This is a genomic window from Pantoea sp. ACRSC (assembly GCF_022346785.1).
Classification (GTDB): domain Bacteria; phylum Pseudomonadota; class Gammaproteobacteria; order Enterobacterales; family Enterobacteriaceae; genus Pantoea; species Pantoea alvi.
This window is the reverse complement of record NZ_JAKRNN010000010.1, coordinates 149,127-159,147: the sequence shown is the minus strand read 5'-3', so window position 1 is coordinate 159,147 and position 10,021 is coordinate 149,127. Positions and strand designations below refer to the sequence as shown.

8 protein-coding genes are annotated in these 10,021 nt (G+C 61.1%); 6 read left to right on the top strand and 2 right to left on the bottom strand.

Going from position 1 to position 10,021, the window contains the following annotated elements; all coding sequences use genetic code 11:
* Positions 1-170: 170 nt before the first annotated feature.
* Positions 171-1,244 carry a porin gene (locus MHZ97_RS12145; RefSeq protein ID WP_293648481.1) on the bottom strand — a complete coding sequence of 358 codons (1,074 nt, stop codon included), beginning with the start codon at positions 1,242-1,244 and terminating at the stop codon, positions 171-173.
* A 924-nt stretch (positions 1,245-2,168) separates the two neighbouring features.
* Between MHZ97_RS12145 and MHZ97_RS12140 the strand changes: the two genes are divergently transcribed.
* From MHZ97_RS12140 to spy, 6 genes are all read left to right on the top strand, one after another.
* Entirely contained in the window at positions 2,169-3,389 is a 1,221-nt protein-coding gene (locus MHZ97_RS12140) for an aspartate aminotransferase family protein (RefSeq protein WP_239314594.1), read from the top strand.
* Positions 3,386-4,417, top strand: a complete 1,032-nt coding sequence (gene astA / locus MHZ97_RS12135) for an arginine N-succinyltransferase (RefSeq protein ID WP_239314595.1) — start codon at positions 3,386-3,388, stop codon at positions 4,415-4,417. Before MHZ97_RS12140 ends, astA begins: the two co-directional genes overlap by 4 nt.
* On the top strand, positions 4,414-5,883 hold the full coding sequence (astD, locus tag MHZ97_RS12130) for a succinylglutamate-semialdehyde dehydrogenase (protein ID WP_239314596.1): 1,470 nt from the start codon (positions 4,414-4,416) through the stop codon (positions 5,881-5,883). The genes astA and astD overlap by 4 nt, the downstream gene beginning before the upstream one ends.
* Entirely contained in the window at positions 5,880-7,205 is a 1,326-nt protein-coding gene (astB, locus tag MHZ97_RS12125) for an N-succinylarginine dihydrolase (RefSeq protein ID WP_239314597.1), read from the top strand. Before astD ends, astB begins: the two co-directional genes overlap by 4 nt.
* 35 nt (positions 7,206-7,240) lie before the next feature.
* Positions 7,241-8,224 carry a succinylglutamate desuccinylase gene (gene astE, locus MHZ97_RS12120; protein ID WP_239314598.1) on the top strand — a complete coding sequence of 328 codons (984 nt, stop codon included), beginning with the start codon at positions 7,241-7,243 and terminating at the stop codon, positions 8,222-8,224.
* Between the two features lie 277 nt (positions 8,225-8,501).
* Positions 8,502-9,053, top strand: a complete 552-nt coding sequence (gene spy / locus MHZ97_RS12115; protein WP_239314599.1) for an ATP-independent periplasmic protein-refolding chaperone Spy — start codon at positions 8,502-8,504, stop codon at positions 9,051-9,053.
* 75 nt (positions 9,054-9,128) lie between these two features.
* Here the strand turns inward: spy and cho are convergent, their stop codons facing one another.
* On the bottom strand, positions 9,129-9,989 hold the full coding sequence (cho, locus tag MHZ97_RS12110; RefSeq protein ID WP_103795589.1) for an excinuclease Cho: 861 nt from the start codon (positions 9,987-9,989) through the stop codon (positions 9,129-9,131).
* Positions 9,990-10,021 lie beyond the last annotated feature (32 nt).

Sequence of the window (10,021 nt, the reverse complement as noted above, 5' to 3'; positions counted from 1 at the left end):
TGCCTGCTGAGCTCTGCGCGCCGCCGACGCCGCTGCGCCCGGACGCTTACTACCGGTTAACCTAGCGTCGGCGGCGCGCAGAGCTCAGCAGGCAGCAAAGAAAAAGGCCGCCTGCGCGGCCCTGCGCGCCCGGCTGACACAGACCGGGCGCAGCCTGAGGGTAAAGCCGATCAGAACTGGTAGATCAGGCCAACGGCGGTGATATCGTCGGTCTTCAGACCGAGCGGGTTGTTGTCGTCGAGCAGGTTGATCTTGTACTCCACGTAGGTGGACATGTTCTTGTTGAAGTAGTAGGTGGTGCCCACCGCAACATATTTGACGATGTCGGCGTCGCCAATGTTCTCGATCTCTTTGCCCTTCGAGGAGACATAGCCAATCGACGGACGCAGGCCGTTCAGGAACTGATACTGCGCCACCGCTTCGAAGTTCTGCGCTTTGTTGGCAAAGCCGCCGCTGATCGGCGTGGCGTTCAGGGTTTCGCCATACATCGCCGCCAGATAGATCTGGTTGGCGTCATATTTCACCGCCGTCGCCCAGTTTTGCGCCTTGTCACCGTCGCCGCGCGCCGCCGCGTTTTGCGTCTCGGTGCGGTCGAGGCTGGCGAATGCGCCGGTGAAGCTCAGGCCGAAATCGAAGGCGTAGCTGGCGGAAAGAGCGTAGCCGTCGCCGTTGGAGCGGCGCACGCCGTCGGTGTTGCCGGCGCGATCGTTTTTGCCTTCATACTGCGCCGCCAGGTTCAGCCCCTTGACCAGGCCGAAGAAATCTTTATTGCGCCAGGTGAGCAGGCCGGTAGAGCGTCCCGCCAGGAAAGCGTCGGTATAGCCTGAATCACCGCCGAAGAAGGGCAGCATATCGGTATAGGCGAGCGCGTCGTAAACCAGCCCGTAGTTGCGGCCGTAGTCCAGCGAACCGGCGTTGCCAAACTTCAGACCGGCATAGCCGAGACGGGTGCGGTTGCCGTTCTGCGCATCGCTGCCTTCCGAATTGCGCAGGCTGTACTGATACTGCCAGAAGCCATAGCCGGTAAGCTGGTCGGTGATTTTGGTTTCGCCCTTAAAGCCCAGGCGGGTGTAGGAAGAGGTATCGCCGTCGTTACTGCTGTCGCTGGAAAAGAGGTGCGAGACGTTAATTTTTCCCACTAAGTCGAGTTTATTGCCATCTTTATTATAAATTTCCGCTGCCTGACCGGCAGATATTCCGAGCAGAGACGACACCACTGCCGCCGCTAAAGCGCGCTTCATCATTTATATTTACCCTGTCTTTGTAAGTTATTATTCCCCCGTTATCTGGGGTGAAAGGAAAATGACACAAAAGGATAAAATGACCTAGTGTAATAAGTGTAACTAAATTTTTCTGATGCGGTTTTGATATTTTGACTGTCTGTTTTTTGTTCTTTTCAGGCTGGCAGTAATTAATTTCTGGTCGAATTACAAAAGGGGGGTTGTTTTGTTATTTATATGATTTTAAACTGTTTTTTTTCATTTTTCGACGACCTGCTTACGTACACCTACGGCGCGCTGATTAGCCAGCTAATCCCAAATAAAAATTAAGCTTCGCCGGAAAAGTGCAAATAAAGGGTTGAAGGTAAGTCTCTAATAATTAGCTTGCTTACATATTTCCCTGCTATCACTTATTCTTATTTCTGCATTAATAATAACGTCAGCAATAATTATTGTATCTCTCATGATTTAATTATCAGCAGCAGCCTAATAAATAACCGTTGTTATTTGCGCTCACTACTATTTCCTTAGTCTCCCCAGGCTTATTCTCCATAGCGGCCCCTTGCGGCGGCCTGTTTTCCTCTGCCGATCTGCCCTGAAACGGGGCGCGAAGCACCGATAAGGTGCGCGTTTTGCCTGAATTTGAACATAAAAGTCAGGAGGGATCACAAAAGCAACATTTACTCCGGTAACTGCATAAATCCGCTACCGATTATGCGGCGCAGGCGCGGCGCGCTCAAAATTATTCACTATATATGCAATTTAAGTGAATAGCAGCATTGCTTAAGTTATTGATATTTCGTTGTCATGCTGATTTTATGCATTTATTCCTCTGGCTGGCACGCAAGCTGCACTTTACAGTAGGGCTGTGTTTACCCGAATTTCACAAATTTAAAACATTCGCTTTACTGACCGGCGCGCCGGGCAGGGGAAGCAGGAGAAACAGTTATGTCACTGCAGGTTTCGCGTCACGATTTCGATCAATGGATGGTGCCGGTTTATGCGCCAGCGAACTTTGTACCGGTACGCGCATCGGGTTCGACCCTCTGGGATCAAAACGGCAAAGAGTATATCGACTTTGCCGGCGGCATTGCGGTCAACGCGCTGGGACATGCGCATCCGGCGCTGCAGCAGGCGCTGACTGAGCAGGCGTCACGCCTGTGGCATACCGGCAACGGCTATACTAACGAGCCGATTTTGCGCCTGGCGAAGCAGCTGATCGACGCCACCTTCGCTGACCGCGTCTTCTTCTGCAACTCCGGCGCTGAAGCCAACGAGGCGGCGCTGAAGCTGGCGCGTAAAGTGGCGCACGATCGCTTCGGCAGCCATAAAAGCGGCATTGTCGCCTTTAATAACGCCTTTCACGGCCGCACGCTGTTTACCGTTTCTGCAGGCGGTCAGCCCGCCTATTCAAAAGATTTCGCGCCGCTGCCGCCTGATATCCGCCATACGCCGTTTAACGATCTGGAAGCGGCAGCGCAGCTGATCGATGACAACACCTGCGCGGTAATCGTCGAGCCCATTCAGGGCGAAGGCGGCGTGCTGCCCGCCGATCCCGCCTTTTTGCGCGGCCTGCGCGCGCTGTGCGACCAGCATCAGGCGCTGCTGATTTTTGACGAAGTGCAGAGCGGCGTGGGCCGCACCGGTTCGCTCTACGCCTATATGCACTACGGCGTGACGCCGGACGTGCTCACCACCGCCAAGGCGCTGGGCGGCGGTTTCCCTATCGGCGCGATGCTGACGCGCGAAGATCTGGCGCAGGTGATGAATGTTGGCACCCACGGCACCACCTACGGCGGCAATCCGCTGGCGGGCGCGGTGGCGGGCAAGGTGCTGGAGCTGATCAACCAGCCTGAAACCATGGCGGGCGTCGCGGCGCGTCATCAATGGATTGTCGAAGCGCTGGAGGCGATTAACCAGCGGCTGCATCTGTTTAAAGAGGTGCGCGGCCTGGGCCTGCTCATCGGCGCGGTGCTGAACGAAGACTATGCCGGAAAAGCGAAGCAGTTTAACCTGGCGGCCGCCGAGCAGGGCGTTATGGTGCTGATCGCTGGCGCTAACGTGGTGCGCTTCGCGCCGGCGCTCAATATCAGCGAAGAGGAAGTGAAAACCGGCATGGCACGCTTCGCCGTCGCTTGCGGACATCTGGCGCGAGGATCGACATCATGATGGTGATTCGCCCTGTTGAACATGACGATCTGCCGCAGCTGTTGGCGCTGGCGGGCAAAACCGGCGGCGGGCTGACCTCGCTGCCGGTTGACAGCCCCACCTTGCAGGCGCGCATCGAGCGCTCGCTGCAAACCTGGCAGGGCGCGCTGCCGCGCGCCGAACAGGGCTACGTATTTGTGCTGGCGGACAGCGACGATAATCGCGCCGTGGGCATCTGCGCCATTGAGGTGGCGGTGGGGCTGCAGGAGCCCTGGTATAACTTTCGCGTCGGCACCCAGGTGCACGCCTCGAAAGAGCTGAATGTCTATGCGGCGCTGCCGACGCTCTCGCTGAGCAATGACCACACCGGCAGCAGCGAACTCTGCACGCTGTTTCTCGACCCTGACTACCGCGACGGTAAAAACGGCTATCTGCTCTCGAAGTCGCGCTTTCTGTTTATGGCCAACTTTCGCCATCAGTTTATGGATCGCGTGGTGGCGGAGATGCGCGGCGTCAGCGATGACGCGGGCCATTCCCCCTTCTGGGAGAGCGTCGGCAGCCGCTTTTTCTTTATGGAGTTTCGCAAGGCTGACTTCCTCAGCGGCACCGGCCAGAAGGCGTTTATCGCCGAGCTGATGCCGAAGCATCCGCTCTATATCGACTACCTGTCGCCAGAGGCGCGGGCGGTGATCGGCCAGGTGCATGAGAAGACCGCCCCCGCGCGCGCGGTGCTGGAGGCGGAAGGGTTCCGCTACCGTAACTATATCGACATCTTTGACGGCGGCCCGACGCTGGAGTGCGAAATCGACGACATTCGCGCCATCCGCAAAAGCCATGTGCGCAGCGCCGCGCTCGGCGAGCCGGACGAGCATGCGCCGCTCTGCCTGGTGGCAAATCTGGACTATCACCGTTTCCGCGTCGCGCTGCTGCCTGCGCGCATCGAGCAGCACGACGTGGTACTTAACGAAAATCAGCTCAGGGCGTTGCACGTTGAGCCAGGCGACAGCCTGCGCGTGGTAACGCTGGGCGGTGAGGAGAAAAAAGCATGACGCAGATGATTAACGGCGAGTGGCAGCCGGGCCGCGGCGACGCCTTGCGTAAAGTCGACCCGGTGTTCGGCGAGACGCTGTGGCAGGGCGAGGCCGCCACGGCGGAGCAGATCGCCCAGGCCGCCGCCGCCGCCCGCGCGGCGTTTCCCGGCTGGGCGCGTCGGCCATTTGCCGAGCGTCAGGCGCTGGCCGAACGTTTCGCCGCGCTGCTGGAGAGCCATAAAATCGAGCTGGCGGAAACCATCGCCGCCGAAACCGGCAAGCCGCGCTGGGAGGCGCTGACCGAAGTGCAGGCGATGATCAATAAAATCGCTATCTCGGTAAAAGCCTTTCACGCACGCACCGGCGAACAGCATGAGGGCGAAAGCTCGCTGCGCCATCGGCCGCTCGGCGTGCTGGCGGTGTTTGGCCCCTATAACTTTCCCGGCCATCTGCCTAACGGCCATATCGTGCCGGCGCTGCTGGCGGGTAACTGCGTGCTGTTCAAGCCGAGCGAGCTGACGCCGCTGACGGCGGAAAAAACCGTGCGCCTCTGGCTGGAGGCGGGGCTGCCGTGCGGCGTGCTGGCGCTGCTGCAGGGGGCGCGCGCCACCGGGCAGGCGCTGGCGGCGGAGGCGCAGATCGACGGCGTACTCTTTACCGGCAGCGCGGGAACCGGCTACCAGCTGCACCGCCAGTTCGCCGGCCAGCCGGAGAAAATGCTGGCGCTGGAGATGGGCGGCAACAATGCGCTGATCGTTGAGGATCCAGCCGATATCGACGCGGCGGTGCATATCGCTATTCAGTCCGCCTTTATTACCGCCGGACAGCGCTGCACCTGCGCGCGCCGTCTGCTGGTGAAGCGCGGCGCGGCGGGCGACGCCTTCCTGCAGCGGCTGCTGGCGGTGAGTGCGCGGCTGCAGCCGGGCGCGTGGAACGCCGAGCCGCAGCCCTTTATGGGCAGCGTTATCTCCATCGACGCGGCGGAAAAGATCTATCAGGCGTGGCAGCAGCGCGTCGCGCTCGGCGGCACGCCGCTGCTGGAGATGCGCTGGCCGCAGCGCAGCAGGGCGCTGCTGACGCCAGGCATTATCGACGTCACGCAGGTGAGCGGGCTGCCGGACGAAGAGGTGTTCGGCCCGCTGCTTAACGTTATTCGCTATGAGAGCTTCGATGAGGCGATCCGCCTCGCCAACGACACGCGCTACGGCCTGTCGTGCGGCTTGATCTCGCCGTCGCGCGCGCAGTTTGACCAGCTGCTGCTGGAGGCACGCGCCGGGATCGTCAACTGGAACAAGCCGCTGACCGGGGCGGCGAGCAGCGCGCCGTTTGGCGGTATCGGTGCGTCGGGTAACCACCGCGCCAGCGCCTGGTATGCGGCGGACTACTGCGCCTGGCCGATGGCGTCGCTGGAGACGCCCGACCTGACGCTGCCCGCCGCGCTCTCGCCGGGACTCGATTTCTCCGCCCAGGAGGAGCAGGCATGAAAGCAACAGAAGCGAACTTTGACGGGCTGGTCGGCCTGACGCACCACTATGCCGGACTCTCCTTCGGCAACGAAGCCTCGACGCGCCACCAGCATCAGCCGTCGAATCCGCGCCTGGCGGCGAAGCAGGGGCTGCTGAAGATGAAGGCGCTGGCGGACAGGGGCTTTGTGCAGGGCGTGATCCCGCCGCACGAGCGGCCGAACCTGCCGCTGCTGCGACAGCTCGGCTTTCGCGGCAGCGACGAACAGGTGCTGGCGCAGGCGGCGAAGGCCTCGCCGGGGCTGCTGTCGGCGGTCAGCTCCGCCTCGGCGATGTGGGTCGCCAACGCGGCGACGGTGTCGCCCTCGGCCGACAGCGCCGACGGGCGCGTACACTTCACCGTCGCCAACCTGAACAATAAATTCCATCGCGCCATGGAGGCGCCGCAGACCACCCGGCTGCTGCGCGCCATTTTCCGCGATCCGCAGCACTTCGAGGTGCACGACGCGCTGCCGCAGGTGGCGCTGTTCGGTGACGAAGGGGCCGCGAACCATAACCGCCTCGGCGCGCAGTATGGCGAACGCAGCCTGCAGCTCTTCGTTTACGGACGCGACGACAACGGCGGTATCGCGCCGGGACGCTATCCCGCACGCCAGACGCTACAGGCGAGCCAGGCGGTGGCCAGACTGCATCAGCTCGACGAGCACCACAGGATCTTTGCCCAGCAGAACCCGCAGGTGATCGATCAGGGGGTGTTTCATAACGACGTCATCGCGGTAAGCAACCGTGAAGTGCTGTTCTGCCATCAGCGGGCGTTTGTCGATCAGCCGGCGCTGCTGGTGACGCTGCAGCGCCGCGTGCCTGGCTTCACCGCCATCGAGGTGCCCGACAGCCGCGTTTCGGTGGCGGACGCGGTCAGCACCTATCTGTTCAACAGCCAGCTGCTGAGCCGCGAAGATGGCACGATGCTGCTGGTGCTGCCGGAAGAGTCGCGCCAGCATCCCGGGGTCTGGGGCTACCTGAGCGAGCTGGTGGAGCAGGGCGGCCCGGTGCGTGAGCTGGTGAGCTTCGACCTGCGTGAAAGCATGCAAAACGGCGGCGGCCCCGCCTGCCTGCGGCTGCGCGTCGTGCTGACGCCGCAGGAGCGGCAGGCGTTGAATCCGGCGGTGATAATGAACGATCGGCTGTTCGCCACCCTTAACGCCTGGGTGGATCGCCACTATCGCGATCGCCTGACGCAGGCGGATCTGACAGATCCGCAGCTGTTAAGAGAGGGACGCGACGCGCTGGACGAGCTGACCCGGCTGCTGGACTTAGGCAACGTCTACGCGTTTCAGCAGTAGCGGGAAGGGCTTTTCTGTTTCAGAAAGGAGTAAGCATGCACGATTTTCTTCAGCAGACGCTGTCAGGCGAGGCGCCGCAGAGGCTGTGCGGCGAAACGCCCTGGCTGCGCTGGCGCTGGATCGATCAGGGTATTTTACAGCTCGACCCGCTCGGCGAACCGCAGCAGGCGCTGGTGATCTCCGCCGGTATTCATGGTAATGAAACCGCGCCGGTAGAGATGATGAATACGCTTATCAGCGCGCTGCTGCGCGGCGAGATGCCGCTGCGGCATCGCGTGCTGGCAATTCTTGGCAACCCGGCGGCCCTGCGCGCCGGAAAGCGCTATCTGCGCCATGACCTCAATCGCCTGTTCGGCGGCCGCTGGCAGCAGATCGACGACTGCGACGAGGCGCGGCGCGCGCTGCGGCTGGAGCAGGCAACAGAGGCTTTCTGGCTACAGGCGTGTAAAGCGGATCGGCCGCGCTGGCATCTTGATCTACATACGGCGATCCGCGGCTCCTGGCATACCCGCTTTGGCGTGCTGCCGCTCAACCCACAGCCCTGGCCAGCGCCGTTCCTCGACTGGCTGGCGGCGGCGGGCCTGGAGGCGCTGGTGTTCCATACCGCGCCGGGGGGCACCTTTACCCACTTCAGCTGCGCGAACTTTCACGCCGCCAGCTGCACGCTGGAGCTGGGCAAGGCTCTGCCGTTCGGCGCCAACGACCTGACGCAGTTCGCCGCCGCGCAACAGGCGCTGGCGGCGCTGCTGAGCGGTGAGCCGCTGCCGGTGGCGCGCGACACGCCGCGTCGCTTCCGGGTCACCCAGCAGATAACCCGCCTTAGCGAGCAGTTCCGGCTGCATATGGACGACGGAACCCTTAACTTCACCCCCTTTCCGCAGGGGGCGCTGCTGGCCGAGGATGGCGCAACGCGCTACGTGGTGCAGCAGGCGCGCGAATATGTGCTGTTCCCTAATCCCGCCGTGGCGCTGGGGCTGCGCGCCGGTCTGATGCTGGTAGAGGAGGAGGCGCCCGCCTGACAGCCTGTCCGGCGGCTGAGCGGATAATTTTCCTTCCGCTTTGCTGCCGGAACCCTTACACTCCTCCATGATTCCTGCTAAATCCGCTTTGAATTCATATTCTTTTGCAATTTCTCACCTGCTTCTTCTTATTCTCTTCATGATCGCTTGATTTTTGTCTTTTATGCTTGCAGGGCTTTACTCACGCTCTGAGAGCTTGACATTCAGCAGCGTAATCTTGTTCTCGAAGACGCGACAGGTTGCTGTCGTTATTAACTGAATGATAAGGACAACCATTATGCGTAAACTGACTTCTCTGTTTCTGGCTTCTACCCTGGCATTTGGTGCAGCAAGCGTGGTCCATGCAGCGGCTGACAACCTGACGCCGCCGCCGGCCGGTGGTGAAAAAGCGATGCCTAAGCCGCCAATGCCCCACGGCATGCACATGATGTTCAGAGGCCTGGATCTGACCGAGGCGCAGAAAACTCAGATTCGCGACATCATGAAAGAGAGCCATAAAGACTTTAAACGTCCGTCGCTGGAAGAGCGTCGCGCCGGCCACGCCATTATCGCCTCTGACACCTTCGACCGTGCAAAAGCAGAAGCGCAGGCGGAGAAAATGGCCGCCGATGCGAAAGCGCGTGCGCTGACGATGCTGGAAACGGAGAACAAACTTTATAACGTACTGACTCCAGAGCAGAAAAAGCAGTACAACGCTAACTTTGAAAAACGTCTGACCGAGAAAGGTCCGCGCGAAGAGAGAATGGCGCCGCCAGCGCCGCCGGCACCAGCCGCAGCCCCGGCCCCGGAAGCAGCGCCCGCTCCGGCACCCGCCCCAGACGCTGAATAATCGGCTGAGATAAGGCAGTAAGACCGCCGACGTTGTCCAGATAAGCAGAAAGTCTGGGCAGCGTCGGCGGTTTTTTTATAGCGGTTCGATGGGGTAGTGGCCAGAGAGTAGCGGCCGACACAAAATTTTATAGCCGTCATGGTCGAAGCCGCTCGGCGCGCGCTTCAGCCGACGCGCCTCGTCCATATCGTTGACCGATCCCAGATAGAACCAGTGGTCAATCACGTGGATCTGCGTCATCAGCTTCCCTTCCTCGATCAGCGCCACCGGGCCCTGCCACGGCCAGCAGATCACCCGCACGCTCTCCAGCGCTTCCAGCAGCCGCGCCTGATGGTCATCCAGCGTCTCGCGGCCGCAGCAGGCACCGGCGCAGCGGCGCAGGGCGGCGCGGAAACAGGCGCGGTTAGCGCTCAGCTTCTCCAGCCCCAGCAGCCCGTGACAGAGCTGATGCTCGTCGGCGAGATACTTCAGCGTCTCCAGCGCCTTATGGCGGCTGCGATAGAGGCCGAACAGGTTGGGCGAGTGCGAAAAGTCAACGTCGCGCGCGTAGACCACCTCAGGCTTGCCTTCGGCGATCCGAATCGAGCAGAGCTGACGATTTTTGCGCAGGCGCTTGTTAAACAGCGGCTGCTGGGTCTTAATCATCTGCGCCTCGAGCAGCAGCGCGCCGAGATCGCCCGCGGTGGGGATCCAGCTGACGCGGCGCGCCTGGCGCAGCATGCGCGCCTCTTCCGGCGTGCGGAAATGGGACATTACGCGCGAGCGCAGATTGATGCTTTTCCCGATATAGAGCGGCAGCGTCTCGCTCTCACCGTGAAAGGTATAGACGCCCGGCTGATTGGGCAATCCTTCCAGCCATTCGCGCAGGTGTTCGGGATATTCGTAGATGGCAGCCGCGTCGAACTCGAGGCGGTGCGTGGCGGCACGTCGAACCAAGACAGACTCCTGTAACTGTGTATTCATACAGC